Here is a 25,760-nt window from a genome sequence, read left to right on the forward strand (position 1 = left end):
TTACGCGCTCGCGGGCGCGGTGCCCGGCACACGGGCGGCGACGGCCTGGCGCGAGCCCGGCCGGCCGATCGGGTGGTATTCGATGCCCTGCTCGCTCATCGTCTCCGGCTCGTACAGGTTGCGGCCGTCGAAGATCACCGGTGCTTTCCACAGGCGGCCGAGCGCGACGAAGTCGGGGCTCTTGAATGCCTTCCACTCGGTGACGATCACGAGGGCATCGGCATCGCGTGCGGCCTGCGCCTCGTCGTCGACGAAGGTCAGGCGCTCAAGCCAGCTCGGGTGATCGGCGAGATCGAGCGCGATCACCCGACGCGCTTCCTGCTGCGCGACCGGGTCGTACGCGGCGATGCGCGCCCCGCGCGACAGCAATTCGGCGATCAGCTCGCGGCTCGGCGCTTCGCGCATGTCGTCGGTGTTCGGCTTGAACGCGAGGCCCCAGATGGCGAACGTGCGGCCGGTCAGGTCTTCACCGAAGCGCGCGACGATCTTGTCGGCGAGCACGCGCTTTTGCGTCGCGTTGACCGACGATACGGCCTTCAGGATCTGCAGCGCCTGCCCGTGCTCGTCGGCCGTGCGGATCAGCGCTTCGACGTCCTTCGGGAAGCACGAGCCGCCGTAGCCGCAGCCGGCATACAGGAAGTGATAGCCGATGCGCGGATCGGAGCCGATCCCGCGGCGCACGGCCTCGATGTCCGCGCCGAAGCGGTCGGCGAGGTTCGCCAGCTCGTTCATGAACGAGATGCGGGTCGCGAGCATCGCGTTCGCCGCGTATTTCGTGAACTCGGCCGAGCGCACGTCCATGTACAGCGTGCGTTCGTGGTTGCGGTTGAACGGCGCGTAGAGCTTCTTCATCAGCTCGCGGGCACGCTCGCCCGGCACGTCGTCGTCGCAGCCGATCACGATGCGGTCCGGCCGCGTGAAATCGTCGACCGCCGCGCCTTCCTTCAGGAATTCCGGATTCGACACGACCGAGAACATCTGGTCGCCGCCGCGCTTCGCGAGCTCTTCCGCCACCGCCGCGCGCACGCGCTCGGCCGTGCCGACCGGCACCGTCGACTTGTCGACGATCACCTTGAAGCCCGTCATGTAGCGGCCGATGTTGCGCGCCGCCGCGAGCACGTACTGCAGGTCGGCCGAGCCGTCCTCGTCGGGCGGCGTGCCGACCGCGATGAACTGCACGTCGCCGTGCGCGACCGCGGCCTCGATATCGGTCGAGAAACGCAGGCGGCCGGCCGAGCGGTTGCGCGCGATGACCTCCTTGAGGCCCGGCTCATGGATCGGCACGCCGCCGTTGTTCAGGATGTCGATCTTTGCCTGGTCGACGTCGAGACAGAACACGTCGTGCCCGATGTCGGCGAGACATGCGCCGGTGACAAGACCTACGTAACCGCTGCCGATGATAGTCAGATTCATGATGTGTCGGACCTCTTGACCAATGATTCGAAATTCGTAAAACCGGAATGCCTGCGTGGCGCGATCTCGGTACTCAGTACGCGTTGCTGCCGGTGAAGCCTTTCCAGAGCGTCAGCACGACGATCTTGATGTCGAGCCAGAACGACCAGTTCTGCATGTAGTACAGATCGAGCTTCACGCGTCCCATCATCTTCTCGATCTGGTCGGTCTCGCCGCGAAAGCCGTTGATCTGAGCCCACCCGGTGATGCCCGGCTTGATCCGGTAGCGGAACATGTAGCCCTTGACCAGATCCTTGTAGATGTCGTCGTGCGCGAGCGCATGCGGGCGCGGGCCGACGACCGACATCTCGCCCTTCAGCACGTTGATGAACTGCGGCAGCTCGTCGAGGCTCGTACGGCGCAGGAACCGGCCGACCGGCGTCACGCGCGTGTCGTTCTTCGTGGCCTGCGTCACCTGCCCGGCCACTTCCTGGTGCACCTTCATCGAGCGAAACTTGTAGATCTCGAACTCGTGCCCGTCGATCCCCTTGCGCTTCTGGCGGAAGAACACCGGCCCGCGCGACGTCAGCTTGATCAGGGCAGCGATCAGCACCATCACCGGCGCGAGCGCCGTGAGCGCGGCCAGCGCGAACAGCCGGTCGAACACGAACTTCGGCAGGATCCGCACGTCGGTGATCGGCGACGCCGCGAGGTTGATCGCCGGCACGCCGAGCACCTCGACCACTTCCTGGTTGAAGAACGACAGCGTGCGCACGTCCGGGATGAAGCGGATATTCACGAAGTCGTGGCGGAACACCGTCACGATCTGGTGAATCCGGCGCTCTTCCGTGATCGGCAGCGTGAGCCACAGCTCGCTGATCGCGCGGCTGCGCACCAGCCACACCAGCGATTCGAACTGCCGCTCGATGCGCACGTCGTCGAGCGCCACTTCGCCCGGCGCTTCGGTTTCGTCGTACACGCACACCGGGTTGAAACCGGCTTCCGGCCGCGCCCGCATCTGCGCGATCAGCCGCCGCGCCGCCGGCGTGCCGCCGACGATCGCCACCGCCTTCAGGTTGTAGCCGCCGCGGCGCAGTTGCCGCAGCACGACATGCACGCACGCCTTCGAGCCCGCGAGCAGCGCCATCGTCACGACCGCCCAGTAACCGAGCCACAGCCGCGACAGGTCACCCGACTGATGAAAGCTGAAACTCAGCAGGATGCCCGCGAGCTCGACCACGAGCCACGCGAACGCGACGCGCCCCACCAGCCCGACGAGACGCTTGCCGCGCCATGACTGGTAAATGCCGAAGGCGGGAAAACACACGACGACGAGCAGGCAATCGAACAGCATCATCGTGCGCTGCAGGTCGTTGAGCCAGATGCTGCCACCGTGCAGCGCGGCGGCGATCAGCGCCCCCGTCACGACCATCGCGATATCGATGACTCTCGCCAGCACGCTCAACATGTCTGCTTCCTCTTTGAACAGGCGTTTGCCGAACAGCTCCTTGTGCGACCCTTGCCGCACATTCGATTCAAACGTTGCATGACGCTATTGAAGCGACAAGAAAATTCCTCCTCAAGCGCACAAGTATTTCGAAAAATAATCGGAAATTCTTGCCGCGAAGTTTTTGATTTAATTCGGCATGATTTCCCGAAATGTTCAGGAATCTGGAATTTTCCGGAAGCTTTACGATTTCCGCTCACCCTTTGCGGGCGGTCAAGACCAGCCGATTCCCGGATTTATTTTTTATTTTTTTATTTGCACCGGATGCTAGCGCGGAAAATTCTTCCTGATGCGGGCCTGGCGAATATCAACCAATGGGCCCGGTTTTATTGTCGATTTACTTCATGCTACAACGACAGGCACTGACTTCAACCGTGGAGAGTGTCCTCATGAATGCTCCGGCCGTGGCTGCCGAAACGCGCCATTCTTCTTCCGCCGCCCCCGCCGCCGGCACGCGCGTCGCCGTGCAACCGGTGATTCTCGCCGGCGGTTCCGGCACGCGCCTGTGGCCGATGTCGCGCGAACGTTTTCCGAAACAGCTGATCGGGCTGCTCGACGAACATTCGCTGCTGCAGTCGACCGCGCTGCGCCTCGACGGCCTGACGGCCGACCATCCGCTGAACGACGACGTGCTGATCGTATGCGGCGAGGATCACCGCTTCACCACCGCGGAACAGCTGCGCCTGACCGGCAAAGCTGCGTCGATCATGCTCGAGCCGATCGGCCGCGACACCGCGCCCGCGCTGACGCTCGCCGCGCTGCGCCTCGTCGCCGGCGGCAATGACGCGGTGATGACCGTCATGCCGGCCGACCATGCGGTCGCCGACCTGCCGCGCTTTCACGCCGCCGTCGCGGCCGGCGTGCACTGCGCGATGCAAGGCAAGATCGCGACGATGGGCATCGTGCCCAAGCACGCTGAAACCGGCTACGGCTACATCCGCGTCGGCGCGCCGCTCGGCGACGCCGCGACGGGCAGCCTCGACGTGCGCCGCCTCGACCGTTTCGTCGAGAAGCCGCATCTCGAACTCGCTCAGCAGTACGTCGCATCGGGCGAATACTGGTGGAACAGCGGCATCTTCATCGTTCGCGCGTCGGTCTGGCTGAAGGCGATCCGCCAGCTCGAACCCGCGATCTACGCGGCCTGCGAACAGGCCGTCGCCCAGGGCAAGGCCGATGGCGATTTCTTCCGCGTCGATCGCGATGCATTCGCCGCGTCGCCGTCGAACTCGATCGACTACGCGGTGATGGAGCCGCTCGCGAGCCTGCCGCAACTGTGCGAGAGCGTCGTCGTGCCGCTCGACGCGGGCTGGTCGGACGTCGGCTCGTGGGACGCGATCTGGCAGATCTCGCCGAAGGACGAAGCCGGGAACGTCGGCCGCGGCCACGTGCTGCTCGAAGGCGCGGAATCGACGTTCGCGCATTCGGAAAGCCGGCTCGTCGCCTGCGTCGGCACGCAGAACCTGGTCGTCGTCGAAACCCCCGACGCCGTGCTCGTCGCGGACAAGTCGCGCGTGCAGGACGTGAAGAAAATCGTCGGGCGCATCAAGGCGCAACGCGGCGCGGAAGCTGCCGATCACCGCAAGGTGCATCGCCCGTGGGGCCACTACGACTCGGTCGACATGGGCGAACGCTTCCAGGTGAAACGCATCGTCGTGAAGCCGGGTGCGCGACTGTCGCTGCAGATGCACCACCACCGTGCCGAACACTGGATCGTCGTGCGCGGCACCGCGCGCATCACGCGCGGCGACGAAACGTTCCTGCTGTCCGAAAACGAATCGACGTACATCCCGCTCGGCGTGTCGCACCGCCTGGAGAACCCGGGCAAGATGCCGCTCGAGCTGATCGAAGTGCAGTCGGGCGCGTATCTCGGCGAGGACGACATCGTCCGCTTCGACGATACCTACGGCCGGCAGTAATGCAATGCGCCCCGGGGCGCCGCTTCGACAGCGGCGCCCCGGACCAGGCAGGCATGGAATGACGGGACTTCCGCGCAGGCGTCGTGGCACACGACGGCCCGCGCGTGTCGTCAATACCGCGATCAGCCTACGCGGTACACGTATTCGCGACGCTCCGGCTGCACCGGATCGTTGCGGCTTTCGGACAGCGCGCCCGCGTGACGCTCGGTGATGAAGCGCTTGATGTCCGACTCCGCCCGCGCGAGCGCGGACAGGCCGGCCAGCACTTCGCCTTGCGGCTCGCGCGCCGGCTCGTCGCTCGCGCCATGGCGATCGATCCACTGGCGCGCCCAGTCGAGCGCGAACTGCTCGGCTTCCTCGGCATCGGTGAAGCGCGGGCCGATGAGGCCCGAGCGCTCGACGCGCCGGTCGTCCTGCGAAATCTCGGCCCATGCGCGATACATCAGGTTCTGCACGGGCTGCGCGATGCCGCAGATCGTATAGCCGCGATATTCGTCGACTTGCGGTTCGGCCGCGGCGAAGCTCGCCGACGACGCACGCGCATGGCGCAACTCCACCGCCGGCGCACCCGGCACGACGAACGACACATCGGCCTGCCGGACGACTTCCGCGTCGTCCGGCATGGCCGTCTGCGACGCGCCCTCGCCACCCCAAACGTTTGCGTGCGCGACCGGCAATTGCCACGACTCGGGGTTTTGCCAGAACACGCCGCGCAAGCGATCGTTGTCGGGCACGGGCTCGGCACGACGCGCAGGCACGACCGGCACCGGCGGCGGCGGGATATACGCGAACGTACGCCCGCTGAACTGGGTCAGCACGTCGATCATCTGCAGCAGCGTGCCGGACGCCAGCCATTCCTCGTAGCGGCGACGGCACGTCGGCCCGGACGGATAGCGGCCGGGCAGCTTCGACCAGGCTTCACCGGTCGTCAGGATCCAGAGCACCGCGTTGGCAACGACACGCGGTTCCGCGCGTGGACGCCCACGACGGTTCAGCCGGATGGGTTCATCGGCGATCAGCGTTGAAAGACGAAACCACTCTTCATCGTTAAGCTCATCGAAGAACATAGTAGATCTCTCCACGCAGCCAGGCCGGGGCTGCGATTGGCGGCGCCTTCGCGACACATCGCGTCGCGGGGCGGCCAGGTTGCACATTATGGTTATCCGGTGTTGTGCATGCCGGCGCGACACCGCACTTTCACGGTGCCGCCATTCCCGGCAATGACGCACAAATCACGGTCTCACTCCAATGTGGGAATTTTTGTGCACGAAGCATACCATCCCTAGGGTTTATCTCAATATGACAATGACTTAATGTTACGCACTGAAACAACCTGCCAAGGGCGGGTAATGTATTTACGCATGAATTTTTTTGCGCGATCTTTATGCCCGCCGCTGCAAAGGCCCGCCTGGCGGGGCTCTGGAGCGTATGAAGAATGCCTTTTTATGGGCATTTCCGCGCTGATCCGACCCCTGCCGGCAACAATCCCGTGCATTGCTGCCCGGCATCGGTAAATCAGGGAAAAAAGCGTAACAAGATATTCACGAATCGGTAAATCATTCAAATTCGGCCGATTTTAATTATCTCCGTGCACAATCTTTTTATTGTTTCTCTGCGAGTGATGAAAGCACGGTGACGCACGGCGCACATTTTTCGCCGCATGCAACCTCGTGACGTCTGTTACATCTTCGCGGCGGCAGGCGGGCGACGGCGCCGCATCGCGTGCGGAAATCCCGTTTCGGGTCGGAACGGAAAAATGGAAACCGGCGTGCTGCGGTGTGCTGGACGTGCAGCGGACGTGTCAGTGCAGATCGCCGGCCAGCGATGCGGCCACGTCCGCGTCCACGCGCTGCGCGGGCATCGTGTAGGCCGGGTGATCGCAGCCGATCGACAGCGCCGCCCCGCCCTTGAGCGCCGTGCGCATCGGCGCGCCGAGCTCGAAGCGTACGAAGTGCACGGCCGACGTCTTCTCCGCGTTGTCGCGATCGAGATCCTCGTCGGCGATCGCGTAGACGCTCGCATGCCCGTCGACCTGCAGGTACACGCGATCCTCGATACCGATCAGCCGCGCGAGCGCCGCGCGCCGTTCGATCTCGTGCTCATACTCGATCTGCATCGTTGCCTTCAGGTTCGTGCCGTCGGGCACGAGCGGCAGGTACGCTTCCAGCTCTCCCTCGATGCCCGCCTGGTCGAAGATCTTCTCGATGTGCAGCATCTCCTGGATCTGATAGCGGATCGTCGTCTCGTCTTCGAACAGGAAGCGCAGGTGGTTGCCGAGCGCTACCGCGCGGCGGCGCTTGTACGCGACGAGCCGCGCGTGTTCGGCCTTGCGGATCTTCGCGTACGCTTCGAGTGTCAGCAGGGAGTCGCGGGTCAGCGTCATGGGATGTCCTCGTGGGTCGGGCGGCGGCGGCTCAGATGCCGTACGCGCGGCGCAGCAGCGTGAGCGGATGCGCGAGCGGCGCGGACGGCAGCCCCTTGTCGTCGATGCCCTGCACGATGTGATGGCCGGCCAGCGCGCAGTCCGACGACACGAAATCCGGCTGCGGCTCGGCCATCGCCTTGAACACGGGCCCGCCGATCCGCATCGCGTCCGCATGAAACTCCTTCTTTACGCCAAACGTGCCCGCATGGCCCGAGCAGCGCTCGACGACATTCACGCGCGTATCGGGCACGAGCGACAGCGCGTCGGCCGTCTTGCGGCCGATGTTCTGCACGCGCGCGTGGCACGGCACGTGATACGACACGGTGCCGAGGCCCGTCTTGAAATCGGTCTTCAGCAGCCCGTCGCGATGCCGCGCAATCACGTACTCGAACGGATCCCAGAATGCGTCGGCTACCGCGCGCACCGCTTCGTCGCCGGGGAACATCAGCGGCAGCTCGCTCTTGTACATCAGCACGCAGCTCGGGATCGCGCCGATCAGCGCATAGCCTTCGCGTGCATAGCGTTCGAGCACGGGCAGGTTCACGTCCTTCTTCGCGGCCACGCCGGCGAGATTGCCCTGCTCGAGCAGCGGCATCCCGCAGCAGGCTTCGCGCGTGACGAGCTCGTACGGGATGTCGTTGTGCGCGAGGATCGCGAGCAGGTCGTGACCGATGCCCGGCTCGTTGAAATTCACGTAGCAGGTCGCGTAGATCGCGACCTTGCCGGGCGTGCGTTCGCCGTCGCGCACGGGCAGGCCGTCCGAAGGCTTCGCCGTGCGCCGGAACTTGCGCGGCGCGAATTCCGGCAGCCACGCATGGCGATCGACGCCGAGCGTCGCTTCGAGCGCATGGCGCGCGGGCGGCGTACGGTTCACCGCATTCACCGCCTGCGTGACGATCGGAATGCCGGCGAAATGGCCGAGCGCGTCGGTGTTCGACAGCACCTTGTCGCGCAGCGTCGCTTCGCCGCGCTTGTAGCGCGCGGCCTTGCCGCGCAGCATCAGGTGCGGGAAGTCGACGTTCCATGCATGCGGCGGCACGTACGGGCATTTCGTCATGTAGCAGAGGTCGCAGAGGTAGCACTGGTCGACGACCTTGCCGAACGCTGCCTTCGGCACTTCCTCGATATCGCCCATCGGCGTGTCGTCGACCAGGTCGAACAGCGTCGGAAACGCGCCGCACAACGACACGCAGCGCCGGCACCCGGCGCAGATGTCGAACACGCGCGTCATTTCCGCATCGATCGCGGCCTGGTCGTAGAACGCATCGGACTGCCAGTCGAGCGGATGCCGGGTCGGGGCTTCGAGACTGCCTTCCTTGTGAGGCATGGGGCGCTCCAGCGTGGCGCGCATGCGCGCCAGCGCCGCCCGCGCGATACGGGCGGCGATGAACGAACAGCCGGCCGCTTGCCGGTCGCACGGCCTGCCGTGCGGCCCGCGGCGGCCCGTCAGTCGACGAGACTGTCCAGCGCCTTCGTATAGCGGTTCGCGTGGCTGCGTTCAGCCTTCGCGAGCGTCTCGAACCAGTTCGCGATTTCGTCGAAGCCCTCGTCGCGCGCCGTCTTCGCCATGCCCGGATACATGTCGGTGTATTCGTGCGTTTCGCCGGCGATCGCCGATTCGAGATTCAGCCGCGACGGACCGAACGGCAAGCCCGTTGCCGGATCGCCGACGGCCTCCAGGTATTCGAGATGGCCGTGCGCATGGCCGGTTTCGCCTTCTGCGGTCGAGCGGAACAGCGCGGCGACGTCGTTCTGACCTTCGACGTCAGCCTTCGAAGCGAAATACAGATAACGCCGGTTCGCCTGCGATTCGCCCGCGAATGCGGCCTTCAGGTTCTCTTCGGTTTTGCTGCCCTTGAGTTGAGCCATTTGCGCCTCCGTTCGAATCGGCGCGGCCGCGTGCGAAGCCAGGCCGATCAGGTATGTGGGGAACGATGCGCTCGCCGGGGTGCGCGCATCGTGCACTTCAATCTAGGCGCTCGCGTTCGCATCCCCCAATAGGCTTTTTCAATCCGGGCGATAGTGCCCGGCCGAGCATACGCTGCCGGGAGCGGCCGGCGCACGGTGCGCCGCGCTCGCGCGTGCCGTGTGCGTCACGCGTCCGTCGCGCGCCTGAGCAGCAATTCGCGTTCGCGCTCGTTGCGCGTCAGTTCCGCCGCGCGACGGAATTCGGCCTTGGCTTCATCGGCGCGGCCAAGCTTCGCCAGCAAGTCGCCGCGCACGCTCGGCAGCCAGTGATAGCGCGCGAGCGCGGGATCGTCGCGCAACGCGTCAACGAGTTCGAGCGCCGCGGCCGGCCCGAACGCCATCCCGACCGCCACCGCGCGATTCAGCTCGACGACGGGCGACGGTGCGACTTCGGCGAGCGCGTCATACAGCGCAACGATCTGCGCCCAGTCGGTATCCGATGCATGCCGCGCGCGTGCATGGCAGGCGGCCAGCGCAGCCTGCAGCGCATACGGCCCGCGTACGCCGCCGAGCTTCGTCGCGCGTTCGAGCGCCGCGAGGCCGCGCCGGATCAGCAACGGATCCCAGCGGCTGCGATCCTGGTCGAGCAGCAGCACCGGGCGGCCCTGCGCGTCGGTGCGCGCATGCATGCGCGACGCCTGCAGCTCCATCAGCGCGACGAGCCCGAGCACCTCGCTCTCGTCCGGCGCCAGCCCGGCCAGCACGCGGCCGAGCCGCAACGCCTCGTCGCACAGCGCCGGGCGCGTCCAGTCGTCGCCCGACGTCGCCGCATGGCCTTCGTTGAACACGAGATAGATCACTTCGAGCACCGACGCGAGCCGCGCGGGCCGCGCATCGGCGGCCGGCACCTCGAACGGCACGTGTGCCGCCGCGAGCGTGCGCTTGGCGCGCACGATCCGCTGCGCGACCGTCGGCTCGGGTGTCAGGAACGCGCGCGCGATCTCGCCCGTCGTCAGCCCGCCGAGCAGCCGCAGCGTGAGCGCCACGCGCGCATCGGTCGACAGCACCGGGTGGCACGACGTGAAAATCAGCCGCAGCAGGTCATCGCCGATGTCGTCGTCGCTCGCGTCGGCGAGCGCCTCCGCGATGTCGGGGACGACATGCGCTTCGAGCGCGTCCATCTCGTGGCCGAGCTGGTCGCGCTTCGCCGCGTGGAGCGACTCCTGCCGGACACGGTCGAGCGCGCGACGCTTCACGGCCGTCATCAGCCATGCGGCCGGGTTGTCGGGCACGCCGTCGACGGGCCAATGCTCGAGTGCCGCGACGAGCGTGTCCTGCGCCAACTCCTCGGCCACGCCGACGTCCCGCACCACGCGCGCGGCGCGCGCGATGATCTTGGGCGCCTCGATCCGCCAGACCGCTTCGATCGCACGGTGAGTCGCCTCACGCGTCACGACACCTGCCCCTCGGCGGATGCATCCAGCGGCATGGCCATCAGCTCCCATGCATGGCCGTCCGGATCGTCGAATCCGTGGCCGTACATGTTCGGGTACTCGCGCGGCGCTTGCGGCGCGGAGCCGCCGGCCGCCAGCGCCTTCGCGACGATCGCGTCGACCTCGGCGCGGCTTTCGCACGACAGGCACGACAGGGCCTGCACCTGCGTTGCCGGATCGATGATGGTCTTGCCGGTAAACGTCTGGAAAAACGGCCGCACGAGCAGCATCGCGAAGATCGTGTCGCTGATCTTGATGCAGGCGGCCTGGTCGTTGGTATAGGCCGGCACGACCTCGAAGCCGAGCGCCTGGTAGAACGCCTTGGAGCGCGGCAGGTCGGCCACGGGCAGGTTGATGAAGACCATCTTGTGCATGTCGGGTGCTCCCGGTGAGGTTGGATTCAGGTGAATATTCAGGCGCTGGTGCGGCCGACGTGGAGTTCGCGGAACCGCTCGACCGCGTCGCTCGGCGTGAGGTCGTCAAGCTCGAACAGCGGCCTCACCTCGATCTCGCAATCCATCTCGGCGCCGAACGGCGCGGGGAACCGGCGCGTCCATTCGAGCGCTTCGTCGCGTGAACGCACCTGGATCAGCGTGTAGCCGGCGATCAGTTCCTTCGTTTCGGCGAACGGGCCGTCGATCACCGTGCCCTTGCCGCCCGTGTAGCGCACGCGCCAGCCGCGCGCGCTCGGCCGCAGCCCGTTCGCGTCGAGCAGCACGCCGGCCCTGGCCAGTTCCTCGTGATAGACGGTCATGGCCTCGACCAGCCGGTTGTCCGGCAACGCGTCGGACTCGCTGACGGCGTTCGCCCGGATCATGATCATGAATCGCATCGTTCACTCCTTGTCGTCGGTGGAAGGCAGCACCCGTTCATCGGCGCCTTATCCGGACGACGGCCGGAAGACTGCCGGATCGACCTATTCCGCGACAAATCAGGGTAAATACCGAGTCGCGGCATTCACAGGAAGCACGGGCCGACCGCCCGCACCTCGACCGTGCACCATTGCGCGGCCGGGCACTGGCGTGCGATCTCGATCGCTTCCTCGCGCGTGCCGACGTCGACGAGGAAGAAGCCGCCAACCATCTCCTTCGCCTCCGCGAACGGGCCGTCGAGCAGGCGCGTCTCGCCGTCGCGCACCTGCACGCGCGTCCCGCGCTCGGAGCGCTCCAGCGACTCGACGCCGCGCAGCACGCCGCGCGCCTTCAGCGTCTCGGCGAAATCGACCATCCGCGCGTACAGCGCCTGACCTTCGTCGAGCGTGCGTTCGGCGCGCTGGTCGGTCGGCTCGACAATCAACAGCATGTAAGACATGGATCTCTCCTGTGGGAACGAGGCGCGGCAGCGTTCGCTGCGCGATCGGGATGCGCCGACCGATGCAACAGCGTAGCAGCCGCCGTGCGGCTTGCATCGTCGGCCAATCGGCACTGGCCGGACGGCCATTTCGGCCGCTTCCTGACATTTTGCCGTCAAGATGCCTGCCAGAACCGTCGGATTTTCTTCCTGTGGACCACCCATGTCACGCCTGCTTCCGCCGCTTGCCGTTGCATCGTTCATCGCCCTCGCCACCCTGTTCGCCGTCTGCGGCCGGCCGGCTGCGGCCGCGCCGCCGGTCAGCGCCGGCTGCAACGGCGCAACCACGCCGATTGCCGACCTCCGCGGCGCCGGCGGCCCGTCGCCGCTGGCCGGGCAAACGACCTCGATCGAGGCGGTCGTTACCGCGGCGTTCGGCGGCGCCGACGGCCTCGGCGGCTTCTTCGTCCAGCAGGCCGACGCGCAGCGACGGCACCGGCCGGGCGTCCCGGAAGGCGTGTTCGTGTATGCGCCGAACGCGCACGCGAAGGCCGGCGATCTCGTACATCTCACGGGCCGCGTCGACGAGCGATACGGCCGGACGCAATTCACGCTGTCGGGCGGCATGACCGTCTGCGCACGCGGGCAGACGGTCACACCGGCGACGCTCACGCTGCCGGTCGCCACGCTATCCGTGCTGGCCTCGCTTGAAGGCATGCGGGTGCGCCTGCCGCAAACGCTGACGGTCAGCGATACCCACGAACTCGGCCGCTACGGGAGCGTCGTCCTCAGCAACGGCCGGCTGCGCATCCCGACTCACGTCGCACCGCCGTCCGAGGCTGCCGCGCTCGCGGCAGCCAACGCACGCAACCGCATCGTGCTCGACGACGGCTCGAACCGCCGCGATCCCGCGGCCGTGCGCTATCCGCCACCCGCGCTGAGTGCCGCCAACACGCTGCGCGCGGGCTACACGGTGCGCGGGGTCGAAGGCGTGCTCGAACTGCGCTACGGCGCGTGGCGGCTGCAGCCGGTTGCCGGCGCGGCGCCGGTGTTCGATGCCGCCACGAACCCGCGTACCGATGCGCCGGCCCGGCATTCCGACGCGGACGTGCGCATCGTATCGTTCAACGTATTCAACTATTTCAACGGCGACGGGCATGGCGGCGGATTCGATGCCCCGGCCAACCGTGGCGCGAAAACACCCGCCGCGTTCGCGCGGCAGGAAGCGAAGATCGTCGCGGCGTTGCGTGCGCTGCATGCCGACGTGATCGGGCTGATGGAAATCGCGAACAACGGCCACGGCGACGCGAGCGCCGTGCGGCGCCTCGCCGCGCAACTGGGCGACGGCTGGCACGCGGTCGATCCCGGCACCGGGCGGCTCGGGCGCGATACGATCGCGGTCGCGCTGCTGTACAACAGCCGCGCGATCGAGCCGATCGGGCGCGCGGCGACCGTCGCGCTCGGCGGCCGGCATCGTCCGCCGCTCGCGCAGACATTCCGGCGCATCGGCGGCACACGCGCCTTCACGGTCGCGGTCAATCACCTGAAATCGAAGCGTTGCCCGCATGCGACCGGCGCCGATCGCGACCAGTCGGACGGCCAGGGTTGCTGGAATGCAACGCGCACACGGGCCGCCGCGCGCGTCGCCGACTGGCTCGCCACGTCGCCGACCGGCACCGCGGCCGACGGCGTGCTGCTGATCGGCGACCTGAACAGCTACGCGAAGGAAGACCCGGTTCGCGCGCTCGAATCGCGCGGTTACGCGAACCTGGTGGCCCGCGTCGTCGGCGATGCTGCGTACAGCTACGTATTTCGCGGCGAAGCGGGCAGCCTCGACCACGCGCTCGCCACGCCGGCGCTCGCCGCACGCGTGAAGGCCGTGCACGTCTGGCACATCAACGCCGACGAACCGGTTGCCCTGCAACCCGTGCCCGATTACAAAACGTCCGTGCAACGGTCGTCCTATTACGCACCCGACGCGTACCGCTCATCGGACCACGATCCCGTCGTGATCGACGTCGCGCTTGGCGACAGCGGCACGCTGGCTGCCCCGGGCACGAACCGTGCTCGTCGACACGGTATCGACTAGTGCATTTGCATCTGCACAAGGCGTGCAACGGCACTATTTACCTGGCGGCCCTGGCGACGCCATATTTACCGTGCCTTCACCGCATACCGCAGCCCGGTAGGCCGCTTCGCCCGGAATGCGAATTTTTTTCAACCGCCCTACCGCCCCGTGTGGCGGGGCTTCGAGGCGATCCTGCCGACGAATTGAAAATTTGTCTCGAAACAAAATCGGGCCAAGTGAATCACACAAGTTGCTGGGATTCGTCTTATCTTCAAATTTGCCTTGAATCGAAGGAGGATAAACACCATGGCGCTCACCGACTCGATCGAACACAAGCTGGACCGCGGCCTGTCCGACATTCGTCGCACGGGCCGGCGCGTGGGCCGCACGACGCGCTCGGCCGCCCGCGACCTGCATGCCGACGTCACCGACGATCTGCGCGGGCTGGTCGACGAACTCGAAGATCTGCTGAAAAACGACGGCGACGGCGATATCGCCGCGCTGCGCAAGCGCGTGCAATCCAGGCTCGATGAAGCGCGCAGCGCGCTCGACCATGCGTCGGGCAGCGCGGCCGCCCGGCTGCGCGATTCGGCCGAACGCGTGTCGCAGGCCGTGCACGACAACCCGTGGCAAACCGCCGGCGTCGTCGCCGGCCTCGCGTTCGTTGCGGGCCTGCTCCTTGCCCGCCGTTGACCGGAGCCGGCCGCCCCGCTGCCCGCACCGTCCGTCCTCAATCAGACAACGAAGGAGAAACGCCATGCAGAAAACCCTTGCCATGAAAGCCGCCGCCGCCGTCCTGCTCGGCAGCCTCGCGCTCGCCGGCTGTACGACCACTCCCGACAAACCGGAGAGCGCATCGGCCAGCGCGTCGAAGCGCCAGTCGATCGACGCCAGCGTCAACGCGACGCTGTCGCGCCTCTATTCGACGGTGCCGGGTTCGCGTGAACTCGTCGCGAAATCGCGCGGCGTGCTCGTGTTCCCGAACGTGCTGCAGGCCGGCTTCATCGTCGGCGGCCAGTCCGGCAACGGCGCGCTGCGCGTCGGCGGCAGCACGGTTGGCTACTACAACACGTCGTCGCTGTCGGTCGGCCTGCAGGCAGGCGCGCAGTCGAAGGCGATCGTGTTCCTGTTCATGACGCAGGATGCGCTCGATTCGTTCCGCAAGTCCGAAGGCTGGGCCGCGGGCGCCGACGCCTCGGTCGCGGTCGTGAAGGTCGGCGCGAACGGCGCGGTCGATTCCAACACGGCCACCGCACCGGTCGAGGTGCTGGTCCTGACCAACGCGGGCCTGATGGGCGACCTGTCGGTGAACGGCACCAAGGTCACGAAGCTCAATATCTGACGATGCGGCACGCGGCGTTGCGCCGCGTTTGCTTCCCGGCAGCGCCGCGGCCCCGGCCGCGGCGTTTTCGCATGTGCCGCGCGCAGCGGCTATGATGGCAGGGCCTTTGCGGGCATACTCCCGTTCGGGCCGCCCCACGCCGCGCGCCGCCGCGATCCCGTGACGATCGCGAGCCGATCGCGCCCCGGGCAACGCAATTCAATCAAACCAAGCATCAATCTGCGCGAACGCCATCCATGGAAAGCGGACACGATCACCAAAAATTCTTCTATTTCCTGCTGGCCGCGGTCACCGTCGGACTCTGCTGGATCCTCGCGCCGTTTTCCGGAGCCGTGTTCTGGGGCACCATTCTCGCGATCCTGTTCCAGCCCGTGCAGCGGTGGCTCGCCGCGCGCTTCGGCAAGCGGCGCAACCTGGCCGCGCTCGTGACGCTGTCGCTGATCGTCCTGATCGTGATCCTGCCGCTCGTCTTCGTCGCCGCGACGCTCGTGCAGGAAATCGCGTACGTGTACCAGGAAATCAAGACCGCGCAGCCGAACTATTCGCAATACTTCCAGGACATCATCCACGCGCTGCCGTCGTCGATCCAGCACCTGCTGCAGAAATACGGGCTGACCAACCTCCCGGGCATCCAGAAGAAACTGACCGATGGCGCCGCGCAGATCAGCCAGCTCGCGGCCACCCAGGCGCTCAGCATCGGCCAGAACACGTTCCAGTTCGTCGTGAGCTTCGGCGTGATGCTGTACATGGTGTTCTTCCTGCTGCGCGACGGCGGCGAGATCGGCCGCCGCGTGCGCCGCGCATTGCCGCTCGACGACGAGCACAAGAACCTGCTGCTGGCAAAATTCACGACGGTCGTGCGCGCGACGGTGAAGGGCAACATCGCGGTCGCACTCGTGCAGGGCGCGCTCGGCGGCCTGATCTTCTGGATCCTCGGAATCGAAGGTGTCGTGCTGTGGGGCGCGCTGATGGCATTCCTGTCGCTGCTGCCCGCGATCGGCGCGAGCCTCGTATGGGTGCCTGCCGCGCTCTACTTCCTGATGATCGGCGCGTTCTGGAAATGCGCGATCCTCGTCGCGTTCTGCGTCGGCGTGATCGGCCTCGTCGACAACCTGCTGCGCCCGATCCTCGTCGGCAAGGACACGAAGATGCCCGACTGGGTCGTGCTGATCTCGACGCTCGGCGGGATGGCGCTGTTCGGCATCACCGGATTCGTGATCGGGCCGCTCGTCGCCGCGCTGTTCATGGCGAGCTGGGACATCTACGCACGTTCCGAACAGGCCGAATGACGCGCCGCGTGGCTACGTGCCGCGCACCAGCGGCCACGCGCCGTCACGGATGACGAATGCGGATCACGACGGGCGCCACGGCGCCCGTTTCTTCATCCGCCGCCACCGTCATCACGCCGCCATACGGGCCCACGCGATAGGCATGGCCCGACACCAGCGGCACACTTCGATCCTCATTCGCATCGCGCCACGTTGCACGCACACCCGATGCGGCATCCGGTGCGAACGGCGCACCGTCGGGCCTGACCAGCGCCACATGGGCACCCGGCAGACGCCGGCCATGCGCATCGAACCGCAGCGTGGCCGCCGCACCGCCGCTCGCTACCTCTCGTCCTTCGACCACCACGCCCGCTCGCGCATCGAGCGTCACGTCGTAGAGATCGACGAGCGCGCCGGTGAACCGGACGATGCCGCCCGACGTGGTTTGTCCGGCAGCCATCGCATTCGACATCGCCAGCGCGACTCCCAGCCCGAGAACCATCCTCCGCACGGCTCCATCGCACCATGACGTTCGATAGCGCACTGCCGTTGCCGATGCCGCCCGTTTCGCGTCGTTTCGCATGTTCCCTCTCCTCTGCCGCGTGCCCAGAAAAAAGGCGGCGTGACGCGTCGGTCACACCGCCTGTCTGCTGGCAATCACTTTAGGGAGAGACGTCCGGACAATATATGGGACAAGTCCGAAACTAAGGCCCGGTTGATCGAACGCACCGCGTTCGACACCCCGTCGCGGCCGCGTACGAACGACATCGCACGCCGTGCCGCGGGCCGGTCACGCGCCCGGATCGACGCGCAGCACGAGCTTGCCGCGATGGTCGCCGTCGAACAGGCGGTTCAGCACATCGGGCGCATTCTCGAGACCGTCCGCAACCGTCTCCTCGGCCTTGAGCCGGCCATCGCGCAGCCAGCCCGCGAGCGTCTGCACGGCCTCGCGGCTCTTGCGATAGTCGAGGATCAGGAAGCCGCGCATCGTCAGCCGCTTCGAGATCAGCACGCCGACGTCGTCCGCCGCGCGCCCGCTGTTGTAGTTCGAAATCACGCCGCACAGCGCGACACGCCCGCCGATCACCATCCGCGACAGCACCGCGCGCATCACCTCGCCACCGACGTTCTCGAAGTTCACGTGCACGCCGTCCGGCGTCGCGGCCTTCAGTTGCTGACGGAAATCGTCGGCCTTGTAGTCGACGGCCGCGTCGAAGCCGAGCGTCTCGGTCAGGTAGCGGCACTTGTCCGCGCCACCCGCGATACCCACCACGCGCGCGCCGTGGATCTTGCCGATCTGCCCGGCGATCGAGCCGACCGAGCCGGCCGCCGCCGATACCACGAGCGTCTCGCCCGGCTGCACCGGCGCGATATCGGTCAGCCCGTAGTACGCGGTCAGTCCGCTCATCCCGCACGCACCGAGCAGCGTCGGCAGCGGCAGGCCCGACTGCGCGGGCAGCTTCACGAGCTGCGCGGCCTGGTCGGCCGGCACGACTGCGTAATCCTGCCAGCCGACGAGCCCCTGCACGAGATCGCCTTCCGCGAACCCTGCGTGGCGCGACGCCACCACGCGCCCGATGCCGAGCGCACGCATCACCTCGCCGATCGCGACGGGCGGCAGGTACTGCGGCACGTCGCTCATCCACACGCGGTTGGTCGGGTCCATCGACAGGTACAACACGCGCACGAGCACCTCGCCGTCCGCGAGCGCCGGCACCGGCGTCTCGACGAGCGAAAAGTGTTCGCGGCCGACCCGCCCTTCCGGGCGTGTCTTCAGCAGCAGTTGGCGGTTCACGGGTGTGGACACGATGTTCTCCTCCGGTCGTTGTGGTTCGGGATGCGCGTCAGACGGCGCACATGCCGCCGTCGATCACGAGTTCGGCGGCCGTCACGAAGCGGCTCTCGTCGGACGCGAGATACACGGCCGCGTGCGCGACGTCGTCCGGCTCGCCGAGCCGGCGCAGCGGAATGCCGCGCGCGAGCTTGCGCGTCGCGTCGCGTTCGCCGAGCGTCTGGAACAGCGGCTCGACGATCCCCGTGCGGATGAACGCCGGGTGAATCGAGTTGCAGCGCACGTCGATCTCGCGGCGCGCGCAGTCGATCGCGACCGACTTCGTCAGCGACGCGACCGCCGCCTTCGACGCGTTGTACGCGGTGAAATCCGGCTCGACCTTGAACGCGGCGACCGACGAGATGTTGATGATCGATGCGGGATGGCTCTCGGCCAGATACGACAGCGCATGTTTGCAGCCGAGCACGATGCTCTCGACGTTGATCGCCATCACGCGCCGCCATTCGTCCAGCTCGATCTGCGCGGGCGAGCCGATCGAGCCGACGCCCGCGTTGTTGACGAGCACCGACAGCCCGCCCATCGCATCGACCGCCTGCGCGAGCAGCGCCTGCCAGCGCGCTTCGTCGCGCACGTCCTGCGTCGCGGCGAACGCGACCGGCGTCGCGTGGCCCGCATTGAGTTCCTGCGCGAACGCGTCGAGCACCGCGGCGTCGGCAATGTCGGTCACGAACACGCGCGCGCCCTGCTCGACCATCCGGCGCGCGATCGCGCGCCCGAGGCCGCCCGCGGCGCCCGTGATGTATGCGCACTTGCCGGCAAGGCGCGAAGAAACGACTGTCATGTGACCTGCTCCTATCGTGAATCGTCGTCGCGGAACGCTGCCGCGACGGGTTTGCCGTGCCTTCCCGGCCGATGCGGGCCGGTTGACCGTGCCTCGACATCGCGAGGCGCCGCACGGTTTCCGCGAGTATATCGAGATGAACGTGACGCGCGCCGGACAGGCCCGGCAACCGGCCCGGATTGAACGACAGCCAGCGTACGCGAATGCTGCCAATCGATGAAATGAATAATCGTTATGCCCGGTCATAGACCTGATTCATGACTTCCGCGTACCGGTACGCATGCGCGGGCCGGCGGCATCCGTCAGGCATGTAGACCGGCCGGTTCATCGATTGAGGGAATGACGGAGCGCTGCGCTCCACGCAGACGCGGAAGCAATCGGGAAGATGAACGGATGTGGAATCGTGCAGCCGCCGGGCGAATGCCGGCGGCAAGAGAGAGCGGAGAGCGGCACCAGGGGCGCCGCGACCGGCTACCGTCAGAATCCGTCGCCCGACGGTGCGCGCACGAACGCGCAGAGTTGCGGCGAATGGGTATCGATCATCTGCTGGAACGGCGCGCGGTGCCCGTATGCGATGCCCGACACGAGCAGCAGGCAGACGGCCGCGACGCGCGGCGAGAACGCACGCTGCCGCGCGCTGTCGTAGCCGCGCAGGAACAGCAGCGCGACGAGCGCGCCGAGCATCCAGCCGACGATCACTTCCGGAACGGTGTGCGAATGATCGAACACGCGCGCGACGGCCGTGACCGCGCCGATGGCCAGCCCGGCCGCGATACCGGGCGCCTTGCCCGGCCGGAACGCCTGCCACAGCATCGACAGCGCGACGGTCCACACGGACGTCGACAGCATCGTATGGCCGCTGATCACGCGGAAATCGAATTGCGGCAGCTCGATGCCGCACCCGGCATACAGGATCTTCGTTGCGCCGACGACGCCCATGCCGGCGGCGAGCAGCACGCTCCAGCGAGCGGCGAGGCGCCAGTCGGTCAGCGCGAACCACGCCGCGCACGTCAGCGCGATCGGCAAGGTCAGCGCGGCATCGCCGATGTTGCTGATTTCACTCCACATAACGGACTTCGGTCGACGATCGAAAGGCCGCAGTTTACCGCATGTGCGCAGTGCGACTGTGTCAGCCTGTGACAGGCTGTATCAGCCCGCGACGCCGGTAATCAGCAGCAGGTTCGTGCCGGTGATGACGACGAACAGCGCCCACGCGGCGGCCTGCATCCCGCGCCCGATCGTGTGCTCGCCCATCGTGTTGCGATCGCTGACCGAGCGGATCAGCGGCCACATCGCGAACGGCAGCTGCAGACTCAGCAGCACCTGGCTCCACACGAGCAGCTGCCCGACCGAGTTGTCGCCGAGCCACAGCACGCCGATCAGCGCCGGCACGAGCGCGAGCCCGCGCGTGATCAGCCGGCGCTGGTAGCACGGAATCTTCGTACGCAGGAAGCCGTCCATGATCACCTGGCCGGCGATCGTGCCGGTCAGCGTCGAGCTCTGCCCCGATGCGAGCAGCGCGATGCCGAACAGCAGCGCGGCCGCGCCGCCCGCGATCGGCGTAATCAGCTTGTAGGCCTGCTCGATGTCGGTCACGTTGTGCTGGCCCGTCGCATGGAACGCCGCGCCCGCGACGACCAGGATCGCCGCGTTGACGAGCATCGCGACGAACAGCGACACGCAGGTATCGATGCGCACCAGCGCGAGCGTGTCGCGGATCATCCCGCGCGCACCGCCGACCACGCGCCGCGTCTGCACGACCGACGAATGCAGGTACAGGTTGTGCGGCATGATCGTCGCGCCGACGATGCCGAGCGCGAGCACGATCGCGTCCTTGCGGTCGTGGCCCGGATCGCCCGGCACGAGCCCGCCGACCACCGCGTGCCAGTCGGGCGGCGTGATCGCGACCTGCGCGACGAAGCAGAACGCCATCGTCGCGATCAGCCCGAGCACGATCGCCTCGATCTGCCGGAACCCCTTGCCCTGCAGGCCGAGCACGATCACCGTGTCGAGCGCGGTCAGCACGATCCCCCACGCGAGCGGCACGCCGAGCAGCAGCTTGAACGCGAGCGCACAGCCGAGGACTTCCGCGATGTCGCACGCGATGATCGACACTTCGGCGGTCACCCACTGCACGATGCGGCCGAACCGGCCGTAGCGGTCGTAGCTGGCCTGCGCGAGATCCCTGCCCGCGACGAGGCCGAGCCGCGCCGCGAGCATCTGCAGGAAGATCGCCGCGAGGCTCGAGAACGCGACGACCCACAGCAGCGAATAGCCGAACTGCGAGCCGGCCTGGATATCGGTCGCCCAGTTGCCGGGATCCATGTAGCCGATCGCGACCAGCAGGCCGGGGCCGAAAAAGCGCTTGAGCTTCTGCCAGCGCGGCGCGCCGGCATCGATCGTGATACTGCCCTTTACTTCCGACGGGCAGAAAGGGGCGGTGGCGGTAGTGGGGAGGAAGGGCATGGAAAACGGGGATCGAGATCGCGACAGGACGATTCTACGGGTATCCGCCCGGTTTGCTCCCGCGCAGCGGCACACGCGGCACAATGCCTCCCGGCGCAATCGCAGGCCCCCCCGTCCGCATCGGGCGGCGTGGCGCCACGGGTAAGGATCCTTTCGCGCTCGGTGACGCGAAATTCGGTCGGCGACATCATCATGCGCTGGCGAAACAGCTTCGCGAGCCGCTCGCCGCTGCCGAACCCGGTGCGGCGCGCGACTTTATCGGCCGGCAGCGTCGTGTGGACCAGCATGTGGCACGCGCGCTCGAGCCGCACGTGCTGGACGAACTCGGTCGGCGTCACGCCGATCTCCTTCTTGAAGCGGCGCAGGAAATTGCGCTCGCTCATCGCGGCGGCCTCTGCGGCGTTCGCGATCGAGATGCGGTTCACGCTCTGCGCCCGCAGCCGCTGCGCCGACATCCGGATCGACGGGCTCGCGCTCAGCTCGCGAAAGGCCCACATCGACTGCGTATAGCGTTGCTCGACCGGCCGCATCATGTTGCTGGCGATCTCCTGCGCGGCGCCGTCGCCGAGATCGACGCGAAATATGTCGAGCACGGCGGCGAACACGTCGGTTTCGCCGCCCTGCAGCTCGACCGTCGTGGCGACCCGGCGCCCGGCCCGGCCGGGCCGCGCTTCGATCGCCGCCGACGGACGCTGCATGGCCGCGAGCGCGGGCAGGTCCATCGCGTCGACGATCCAGCGCGCATGACGGCGAATGTCGGTGAGGCGACGCTTCAATGCGTCATCCCAGTTGACGGCCGCGCGGTCACCGTGAAGATGAAAGAACGCGAGCGCGCGGCGGCCGTGCTCGTCGCCGAGCGGATCCGCCGCGATGCTCACGCCGGAGGACGACTGCAACAGCCCCCCGCTTTCGGATACGTACTTCAACTGGTAGTCAGCACTGTATGCGTGCAGGCGATTCGCCAGGTTGAAAGCCTCGCCAAGACGCGCGGCCTGGGCCAACGAAAATCCCGAACTCAAATAGATAACGACCCATCTCTGATCTGCTGCATTCACTGGCCAAGCCCCCGACTTGTTTCGACTTCTTCTAATACCGTCGAACTGTCAGGCTTATATTTGGTTTGAATGCGTGCGACAGGACGGCTATCCCGAAATATGAAGCGACGGCATCTTAGCCGAACGGGTCGCGCCTTTGGCGCGAAATGGCCGACGGGGACAGCATGATGGCGGATTACTACAGGCTGCCGCGGGTTGCTGGCAGGCCTGCGCAGAATTACGCAGGCCGATATCGCAAATTGTTGCGGCTGTACGCGTCTCAATCTGCGCATTTAATTGCGAATTATTGCGCCGGGCATCCAGATAAATGCGCCGCCGAATATCGGCTCAACCGATATTGATACGTATCCAGTCCCATCGATCGTCATGCGAGAAAGCCCGCGCATCCGTTGCCTGCGTATCCATTAGAATCGGTCCACCCTTCACCACGCCGCCCGCACCCGTGCCCGCCGATCACCGACTCGACCTGAACCTGTTTCGCGTGCTCGACGCCGTCTACGTGCATGGCGGCATCGGCGCGGCGGCCCGTGCGCTGCATCTCACGCAGCCGGCCGTCACGCATGCGCTCAACCGGCTGCGCGCGCATTTCGACGATCCGCTGTTCGTGCGGCAGGGCAACCGCGTCGTGGCAACCGAACGCACGCGTTCGATCATCGCGGACGTGCAGCTGCACCTGAAGGGCCTGCAAGGCACCGCGCGCGCGCCGTCGGCATTCGATCCCGCGACGCTCGACCTGAGCATCGCGGTAGGCATTCGCGACGTGCTCGAGTCGATCGCGCTGCCGCGGATCGTCGCCGCGTTCGCCGACGAAGCACCGGGCCTGCGGCTCGTGAGCCGTCGCATCGCGGTGGCCGACATCGAACGCGAACTCGCATCGGGCAATCTCGATCTCGCCGTCGATCGCCGCGTGCCGACCGGCCCGCGCATCGCCACCGAACACCTGCTCGACGATTCGCTCGTCGTCGCGCTGCGCAGCGATCATCCGCTTGCGCGCGATGCGCTGCGGCGCGGCGACTATTTCGCGGCGCAGCATGTCGCGGTATCGTCGCTCGGCGAGCCGCAATCGCTCGACGTGCTGCTCGGCAACGACGGGCGCTTCCGCGATATCCGGCTGACCTGCCAGCACAATTTCGCCGCGTGCCAGATCGCCGCGACCGGCAACCTGCTGGTCACGCTGCCGCACACCTATGCGTTGCGGATGGCCGCGCTGCTGCCGATCGTCGTGCGGCCGCTGCCGTTGCGGCTCAAGCCGTTCCCGCTCCTCGCGTACTGGCACGAATCGCGCGACGCCGATCGCGCGCACCAGTGGGTACGCGAACGCATCGCCGCGCTCGTGCGCAGCAGCGCCGGTGCCGCCGACGCATAGCCGCGTGGCGCACGCCGTCATGATCGGGGCGGTATGCTGACGGCTGCACGCCGCCACGCGGCGCCCGCTTCCCACTTCCCGCTGACCGGAGACTTGCCATGTCGCTCATCCATGCCGCCGCTGCGCTCGACGCGGACGCACCCGACTACGTCGTCCAGCTGCAGGCCGGCACGCACGCGCTGACCGGCGACGAAGCGCCGCGCGAAGGCGGCCAGGATCGCGGGCCGGCGCCGTACGAGTTCGTGCTGGCCGGCCTCGCGCAATGCACCGCCGCGACGCTGCGCATGTATATGCAGCGCAAGGCATGGCCGGCCGCGCGCATCGACGTGCGCACCGAGCTGCATGCCGATCGCGAAGGCACGCAGTACGTGCGCCGCGTCGTGACGCTCGACGGCCCGCTCGACGACGCGCAACGCCAGCGTCTCGCGGAAATCTGCGAGAAGACGCCGGTGACGCAGTTCATCAAGCGCGGCACGCGGATCGACACGACGTTGAACTGATGCACGCGGCACGCGATCGCCGCCTGACATGCAAAACGGGCGGGCCGCGCATGATGCGCGACCCGCCCGTTCATCGATACGGCCCGGCGCTTACAGTCCGAGCGCGGACAGGTCGAGCTTGCCGCCCTTCATCGGCGGGCACCAGAAATACGCGCCCGTCAGCGGCCGCGTGAAGCGGAACAGGCCGTCGACGATCCCGTCTTCCGCACCGCTCATCCGGCGCATCTGCACGTCGAACGCGCGGAACGAGCTGCCGAACGCAACGAAGTAGAGGCCCGCGCGACGCGCGTCCGACCACGGCGACGAACGGCGCAGCATGAACGCCTCGGGCTCGAAGCTTTCCTGCGCGGTGCGCTTCACGTGCGCGAACTCGGGCGCGTCGTCGAGTTCTTCGTTGTCCGAGCGGCGGCGCCCGATGATGTTGTCCATGTCGCCCGACGGAATGCGCTCCATCTGGTCGAAGTCGTGCAGCCATTGCTGGACCGCGACGAAGCTCGCACCGTCGAGCCCCGCGCCCTGCCCCATCACGATCGCCGCGGCCACCGCGTCGTCGCCTTCCGGATTCTCGGTGCCGTCCTCGTAGCCGGACAAATCGCGATCGTTCGAATAGCGGAAACCGTCGACCGCATCCTGCAACGCGAACGCCGGCGCCAGCGCGCGTTCGATCGCCCGCGCGCGCAGCACGATCTCGCCGCGATCGCCGCCGCGCAGCCAGACCCACACGTCGGCCGGCGTCGCCGGCAGCGTGCGGTCCTTCACCGCGAACGCCGGGAATTCGGTCAGGCCCGGCACCGGGTGCCCGAGGTGCGCCGCCAGCGCATGCCCGAACCCGACGACCGTGTCGCGTCCGTCGACGATCTCGCGCAGCGCAGCCAGTGCCGCCGCCACGTTGCCGTCATTCGAAATCGTGAAAGTGAGGTATCGGGCCGCCGTATCGATCGGGGTCAGGATGCCTTGCTGAACGTCGCTCATCGTTTCCTCAGGAATGTATCGTGGTGAATCTGCGAGGGCCGCAGCGTCGTGCGCCGCAGACGCTGAAGTGTAATCGATGCGCGTGCCGGCCCTTGCGCAGCGGCACTGTGGGAGGGCCGCAAAAGAAGGGACAAAACCCTGAATACTAACCGTATCGAC

General features: G+C 67.0%; 24 protein-coding genes. 7 read left to right on the plus strand and 17 right to left on the minus strand.

The window, feature by feature from the left end; all coding sequences use genetic code 11:
• On the minus strand, positions 1-1,413 hold the full coding sequence (locus B7G54_RS20000) for a UDP-glucose dehydrogenase family protein (protein WP_085040652.1): 1,413 nt from the start codon (positions 1,411-1,413) through the stop codon (positions 1-3).
• A 73-nt stretch (positions 1,414-1,486) separates the two neighbouring features.
• Positions 1,487-2,860 (minus strand): undecaprenyl-phosphate glucose phosphotransferase, encoded by a 1,374-nt coding sequence (locus B7G54_RS20005; RefSeq protein WP_085040794.1) that lies wholly within the window; start codon positions 2,858-2,860, stop codon positions 1,487-1,489.
• A 428-nt stretch (positions 2,861-3,288) separates the two neighbouring features.
• Between B7G54_RS20005 and B7G54_RS20010 the strand changes: the two genes are divergently transcribed.
• A complete protein-coding gene (locus B7G54_RS20010; protein ID WP_085040653.1) occupies positions 3,289-4,815 on the plus strand; it encodes a mannose-1-phosphate guanylyltransferase/mannose-6-phosphate isomerase in 1,527 nt (508 codons plus the stop codon).
• Between the two features lie 122 nt (positions 4,816-4,937).
• Here the strand turns inward: B7G54_RS20010 and B7G54_RS20015 are convergent, their stop codons facing one another.
• From B7G54_RS20015 to B7G54_RS20050, 8 genes are all read right to left on the minus strand, one after another.
• Positions 4,938-5,882 carry a transposase gene (locus tag B7G54_RS20015; protein ID WP_085040654.1) on the minus strand — a complete coding sequence of 315 codons (945 nt, stop codon included), beginning with the start codon at positions 5,880-5,882 and terminating at the stop codon, positions 4,938-4,940.
• 734 nt (positions 5,883-6,616) lie between these two features.
• Entirely contained in the window at positions 6,617-7,198 is a 582-nt protein-coding gene (locus tag B7G54_RS20020) for a DUF3501 family protein (protein WP_085040655.1), read from the minus strand.
• Between the two features lie 31 nt (positions 7,199-7,229).
• Positions 7,230-8,567 (minus strand): heterodisulfide reductase-related iron-sulfur binding cluster, encoded by a 1,338-nt coding sequence (locus B7G54_RS20025; RefSeq protein WP_085040795.1) that lies wholly within the window; start codon positions 8,565-8,567, stop codon positions 7,230-7,232.
• Positions 8,568-8,686: 119 nt separating this feature from the next.
• Positions 8,687-9,109, minus strand: coding sequence for a rubrerythrin family protein (locus B7G54_RS20030; RefSeq protein WP_085040796.1), 423 nt, complete (start codon positions 9,107-9,109; stop codon positions 8,687-8,689).
• Between the two features lie 224 nt (positions 9,110-9,333).
• Entirely contained in the window at positions 9,334-10,602 is a 1,269-nt protein-coding gene (locus B7G54_RS20035; RefSeq protein ID WP_085040656.1) for an RNA polymerase sigma factor, read from the minus strand.
• Positions 10,599-11,015, minus strand: a complete 417-nt coding sequence (locus B7G54_RS20040) for a VOC family protein (RefSeq protein WP_085040657.1) — start codon at positions 11,013-11,015, stop codon at positions 10,599-10,601. Before B7G54_RS20040 ends, B7G54_RS20035 begins: the two co-directional genes overlap by 4 nt.
• A 38-nt stretch (positions 11,016-11,053) precedes the next feature.
• Positions 11,054-11,473: a YciI family protein gene (locus B7G54_RS20045; protein WP_085040658.1), complete on the minus strand. Its 420-nt coding sequence runs from the start codon at positions 11,471-11,473 to the stop codon at positions 11,054-11,056.
• 125 nt (positions 11,474-11,598) lie between these two features.
• Positions 11,599-11,952, minus strand: a complete 354-nt coding sequence (locus B7G54_RS20050; RefSeq protein WP_085040659.1) for a YciI family protein — start codon at positions 11,950-11,952, stop codon at positions 11,599-11,601.
• A gap of 202 nt (positions 11,953-12,154) precedes the next feature.
• On the opposite strand from B7G54_RS20050, the gene B7G54_RS20055 reads away from it, so the two are divergent.
• The 4 genes from B7G54_RS20055 to B7G54_RS20070 all read left to right on the plus strand — a co-directional run bounded on the left by B7G54_RS20055 (position 12,155) and on the right by B7G54_RS20070 (position 16,630).
• A complete protein-coding gene (locus tag B7G54_RS20055) occupies positions 12,155-14,020 on the plus strand; it encodes an ExeM/NucH family extracellular endonuclease (protein ID WP_085040660.1) in 1,866 nt (621 codons plus the stop codon).
• Between the two features lie 285 nt (positions 14,021-14,305).
• Entirely contained in the window at positions 14,306-14,692 is a 387-nt protein-coding gene (locus B7G54_RS20060) for an ElaB/YgaM/YqjD family protein (protein WP_069750125.1), read from the plus strand.
• A 64-nt stretch (positions 14,693-14,756) separates the two neighbouring features.
• Positions 14,757-15,341 (plus strand): BPSL1445 family SYLF domain-containing lipoprotein, encoded by a 585-nt coding sequence (locus B7G54_RS20065; protein WP_085040661.1) that lies wholly within the window; start codon positions 14,757-14,759, stop codon positions 15,339-15,341.
• Positions 15,342-15,577: 236 nt separating this feature from the next.
• Complete coding sequence (locus B7G54_RS20070) at positions 15,578-16,630, plus strand: AI-2E family transporter (RefSeq protein ID WP_085040662.1); 1,053 nt, start codon at positions 15,578-15,580, stop codon at positions 16,628-16,630.
• 43 nt (positions 16,631-16,673) lie between these two features.
• Here the strand turns inward: B7G54_RS20070 and B7G54_RS20075 are convergent, their stop codons facing one another.
• The 6 genes from B7G54_RS20075 to B7G54_RS20100 all read right to left on the minus strand — a co-directional run bounded on the left by B7G54_RS20075 (position 16,674) and on the right by B7G54_RS20100 (position 22,709).
• Positions 16,674-17,192, minus strand: a complete 519-nt coding sequence (locus B7G54_RS20075; RefSeq protein WP_085040663.1) for a thioesterase — start codon at positions 17,190-17,192, stop codon at positions 16,674-16,676.
• Between the two features lie 207 nt (positions 17,193-17,399).
• A complete protein-coding gene (locus B7G54_RS20080) occupies positions 17,400-18,416 on the minus strand; it encodes an NADP-dependent oxidoreductase (protein WP_085040664.1) in 1,017 nt (338 codons plus the stop codon).
• Between the two features lie 37 nt (positions 18,417-18,453).
• On the minus strand, positions 18,454-19,242 hold the full coding sequence (locus tag B7G54_RS20085; protein WP_085040665.1) for an SDR family oxidoreductase: 789 nt from the start codon (positions 19,240-19,242) through the stop codon (positions 18,454-18,456).
• A gap of 477 nt (positions 19,243-19,719) precedes the next feature.
• Positions 19,720-20,310, minus strand: coding sequence for a phosphatase PAP2 family protein (locus B7G54_RS20090; RefSeq protein ID WP_085040666.1), 591 nt, complete (start codon positions 20,308-20,310; stop codon positions 19,720-19,722).
• Positions 20,311-20,391: 81 nt separating this feature from the next.
• Entirely contained in the window at positions 20,392-21,708 is a 1,317-nt protein-coding gene (locus B7G54_RS20095) for an Nramp family divalent metal transporter (protein ID WP_085040667.1), read from the minus strand.
• Positions 21,657-22,709, minus strand: coding sequence for a helix-turn-helix domain-containing protein (locus tag B7G54_RS20100; RefSeq protein WP_085040668.1), 1,053 nt, complete (start codon positions 22,707-22,709; stop codon positions 21,657-21,659). Before B7G54_RS20100 ends, B7G54_RS20095 begins: the two co-directional genes overlap by 52 nt.
• A 496-nt stretch (positions 22,710-23,205) precedes the next feature.
• Here B7G54_RS20100 and B7G54_RS20105 point away from each other — a divergent pair, with 496 nt between their 5' ends.
• Together B7G54_RS20105 and B7G54_RS20110 are read left to right on the plus strand one after the other, a co-directional pair.
• Positions 23,206-24,129, plus strand: a complete 924-nt coding sequence (locus B7G54_RS20105; protein ID WP_085040669.1) for a LysR family transcriptional regulator — start codon at positions 23,206-23,208, stop codon at positions 24,127-24,129.
• Between the two features lie 98 nt (positions 24,130-24,227).
• Complete coding sequence (locus B7G54_RS20110) at positions 24,228-24,629, plus strand: OsmC family protein (protein ID WP_059493590.1); 402 nt, start codon at positions 24,228-24,230, stop codon at positions 24,627-24,629.
• Between the two features lie 90 nt (positions 24,630-24,719).
• On the opposite strand, the gene B7G54_RS20115 is transcribed toward B7G54_RS20110, so the two are convergent.
• Positions 24,720-25,601, minus strand: a complete 882-nt coding sequence (locus tag B7G54_RS20115) for a Dyp-type peroxidase (protein WP_085040670.1) — start codon at positions 25,599-25,601, stop codon at positions 24,720-24,722.
• Positions 25,602-25,760 lie beyond the last annotated feature (159 nt).

It is taken from the genome of Burkholderia puraquae (assembly GCF_002099195.1).
Lineage (GTDB): Bacteria > Pseudomonadota > Gammaproteobacteria > Burkholderiales > Burkholderiaceae > Burkholderia > Burkholderia puraquae.

Excerpts from the sequence above, each read along its gene's own strand:
- B7G54_RS20000 (WP_085040652.1), bottom strand. The coding sequence starts at position 1,413 with ATGAATCTGACTATCATCGGCAGCGGTTACGTAGGTCTTGTCACCGGC.
- B7G54_RS20005 (WP_085040794.1), bottom strand. The coding sequence starts at position 2,860 with ATGTTGAGCGTGCTGGCGAGAGTCATCGATATCGCGATGGTCGTGACG.
- B7G54_RS20010 (WP_085040653.1), top strand. The coding sequence starts at position 3,289 with ATGAATGCTCCGGCCGTGGCTGCCGAAACGCGCCATTCTTCTTCCGCC.
- B7G54_RS20015 (WP_085040654.1), bottom strand. The coding sequence starts at position 5,882 with ATGTTCTTCGATGAGCTTAACGATGAAGAGTGGTTTCGTCTTTCAACG.
- B7G54_RS20020 (WP_085040655.1), bottom strand. The coding sequence starts at position 7,198 with ATGACGCTGACCCGCGACTCCCTGCTGACACTCGAAGCGTACGCGAAG.
- B7G54_RS20025 (WP_085040795.1), bottom strand. The coding sequence starts at position 8,567 with ATGCCTCACAAGGAAGGCAGTCTCGAAGCCCCGACCCGGCATCCGCTC.
- B7G54_RS20030 (WP_085040796.1), bottom strand. The coding sequence starts at position 9,109 with ATGGCTCAACTCAAGGGCAGCAAAACCGAAGAGAACCTGAAGGCCGCA.
- B7G54_RS20040 (WP_085040657.1), bottom strand. The coding sequence starts at position 11,015 with ATGCACAAGATGGTCTTCATCAACCTGCCCGTGGCCGACCTGCCGCGC.
- B7G54_RS20045 (WP_085040658.1), bottom strand. The coding sequence starts at position 11,473 with ATGCGATTCATGATCATGATCCGGGCGAACGCCGTCAGCGAGTCCGAC.
- B7G54_RS20050 (WP_085040659.1), bottom strand. The coding sequence starts at position 11,952 with ATGTCTTACATGCTGTTGATTGTCGAGCCGACCGACCAGCGCGCCGAA.
- B7G54_RS20055 (WP_085040660.1), top strand. The coding sequence starts at position 12,155 with ATGTCACGCCTGCTTCCGCCGCTTGCCGTTGCATCGTTCATCGCCCTC.
- B7G54_RS20060 (WP_069750125.1), top strand. The coding sequence starts at position 14,306 with ATGGCGCTCACCGACTCGATCGAACACAAGCTGGACCGCGGCCTGTCC.
- B7G54_RS20065 (WP_085040661.1), top strand. The coding sequence starts at position 14,757 with ATGCAGAAAACCCTTGCCATGAAAGCCGCCGCCGCCGTCCTGCTCGGC.
- B7G54_RS20070 (WP_085040662.1), top strand. The coding sequence starts at position 15,578 with ATGGAAAGCGGACACGATCACCAAAAATTCTTCTATTTCCTGCTGGCC.
- B7G54_RS20075 (WP_085040663.1), bottom strand. The coding sequence starts at position 17,192 with ATGCGAAACGACGCGAAACGGGCGGCATCGGCAACGGCAGTGCGCTAT.
- B7G54_RS20085 (WP_085040665.1), bottom strand. The coding sequence starts at position 19,242 with ATGACAGTCGTTTCTTCGCGCCTTGCCGGCAAGTGCGCATACATCACG.
- B7G54_RS20090 (WP_085040666.1), bottom strand. The coding sequence starts at position 20,310 with ATGTGGAGTGAAATCAGCAACATCGGCGATGCCGCGCTGACCTTGCCG.
- B7G54_RS20095 (WP_085040667.1), bottom strand. The coding sequence starts at position 21,708 with ATGCCCTTCCTCCCCACTACCGCCACCGCCCCTTTCTGCCCGTCGGAA.
- B7G54_RS20110 (WP_059493590.1), top strand. The coding sequence starts at position 24,228 with ATGTCGCTCATCCATGCCGCCGCTGCGCTCGACGCGGACGCACCCGAC.
- B7G54_RS20115 (WP_085040670.1), bottom strand. The coding sequence starts at position 25,601 with ATGAGCGACGTTCAGCAAGGCATCCTGACCCCGATCGATACGGCGGCC.